Below are 2,102 nucleotides of genomic sequence, written 5' to 3'. Positions count from 1 at the left end.
CCTCGTGGGTGACGGCGGCGTGCAGGCTTTGCGGGTCAACACMGACACGCGCAGCCTGCAGGAAGGCGACCTCTTTGTGGCGCTCAAGGGCGAGCGGTTCGACGCCCACGATTTCCTCGCACAAGCCAAAGCGCAGGGCGCAGTCGCGGCCATTGCCCATCATGGCCTGGCACAAGCCGGCCTGCCGGGACTGGAGGTGTCCGACACGCGCCTGGCGCTGGGTCAATTGGCCGCCGGTTGGCGCTCGCAGTTCCGCCTCCCGCTGGTGGCGGTGACGGRCAGCAACGGGAAAACCACCGTCACGCAAATGATCGCGACCATCTTGCGCGCCTGGAAGGCCGATAAGGCCTTCGCGACCGAAGGCAATCTCAATAATGACATCGGCGTGCCGCTCACGCTGCTGCGACTGTCGGCCGCGCATGAAGTGGGTGTGGTCGAACTCGRCATGAACCACCCCGGCGAGATCGCCTACCTGGCCGAACTCACCAAGCCCACCGTCGCGTTGGTCAATAACGCACAGCGTGAGCATCTCRAATTCATGGCCACGGTGGAAGCGGTGGCGCGCGAAAACGGCTCGGTGTTCGCGTCGCTGGATGCGGGCGGCACGGCGGTCTTTCCGGCCGACGACGACTACACCTCGCTGTGGCGTGAACTGGTCGGCACGCGCAAGGCACTGACCTTCGCGCTCTCGGGCGCCGCCGACATCACAGGCACCGCGCAATGGGAGGGCGGCTGCTGGAAGGTGGTGGCTACGACCCCGGCGGGCAACACCGATTTCTCTCTGCACATCGCCGGCCGGCACAACGTCAAGAACGCCTTGGCTGCCGCGGCCTGCGCGCTGGCGGCGGGCGTTCCCCTGGCATCCATCTCCGTGGGCCTCACGGCTTTTGTGCCGGTCAAGGGCCGTTCCCGTGCCATCGCCGTCGCCCTGCCAGGCCGGGTGTTGACGCTGGTCGACGACAGCTACAACGCCAATCCCGACTCCATGCGCGCCGCGCTGGAGGTCCTCGCCGAACTGCCCGGCCCGCGCCTGATGGTGATGGGTGACATGGGCGAGGTCGGCAACCAGGGGCCGCAGTTCCACGATGAAGCCGGGCGCCATGCGCGCGCGCTGGGCATYGAAAAATTGTTCACATTGGGCGAGCAGTCAAAGCAGGCCGCGGCCGGTTTTGGCGGTGCGCAGATTTTTGGCGGCATGGACGAACTCGCCGCCGCCGTGCTGGCCGAGCTGCCCCACACCGGCAGCATGCTGGTCAAGGGTTCGCGCTTCATGAAGATGGAACGTGTGGTCCAGGCCATCACGGCCAATGCGCAAGATCAAACACAACATCAACAACATCAGAAGGAAGAGCCCCATGCTGCTTAGTCTGGCCCAGTGGCTCCAGTCAATCTCCCCCGAATTCGGGTCTTTCAGGGTGTTCCAGTACCTGACGTTCCGTGCAGTCATGGCCGCGCTCACAGCACTGCTGATCGGTCTGCTGGCTGGCCCCTTTGTGATCCGGCGGCTGATCTCGCTGAAGATCGGGCAGCCGATCCGGGAATACGCAATGCAGACCCATTTGAGCAAGAGTGGCACGCCCACCATGGGCGGTGTGCTGATTCTGCTGTCCATCGGAATTTCCACATTGCTGTGGTTCGATTTGTCCAACCGTTTCGTCTGGATCGTCCTCATCGTCACGTTGGGCTTTGGCGCCATAGGCTGGGCAGACGACTGGCGCAAGGTCGTACTCAAGGACCCGGAAGGCATGCGTTCACGCGAGAAATATCTGTGGCAATCCATCATCGGCCTCATTGCGGCGCTGTACCTGGTGTTCAGCATCTCCGAGAGCTCCAACATGCGCGTGCTCGAACTGTTCTTCAGCTGGGTGCAGTCGGGCTTTGACGTGAACCTGCCGCCCAAAGCTGGCCTGCTGGTGCCCTTTGTCAAGGAAATCAGCTACCCGCTGGGCGTGTTCGGCTTCGTGATCCTGACTTACCTCGTGATCGTGGGCTCCAGCAATGCCGTCAATCTGACTGACGGGCTGGACGGCCTTGCCATCATGCCGGTCGTCATGGTGGGCTCGGCGCTCGGTGTGTTTGCCTACGTCACCGGCAGCTCGGTC

The 2,102-nt window shown here is 63.5% G+C and carries 2 protein-coding genes; both read left to right on the top strand.

Annotated elements, in window-relative coordinates:
- Positions 1–1,366, top strand: a 1,366-nt coding sequence (locus tag AC1DWI_RS20780) for a UDP-N-acetylmuramoyl-tripeptide--D-alanyl-D-alanine ligase (protein WP_477725636.1), incomplete at its 5' end; no start/stop codon positions are given.
- Positions 1,356–2,102: MraY family glycosyltransferase (locus tag AC1DWI_RS20775; RefSeq protein ID WP_477725635.1), on the top strand; the 747-nt coding region annotated here is incomplete at its 3' end. The genes AC1DWI_RS20780 and AC1DWI_RS20775, both read left to right, overlap by 11 nt.

The organism is Polaromonas sp. P3_C2 (assembly GCF_056402675.1).
The sequence above is the reverse complement of the archived record's forward strand: the minus strand, read 5'-3'. Positions and strand labels throughout refer to the sequence as shown.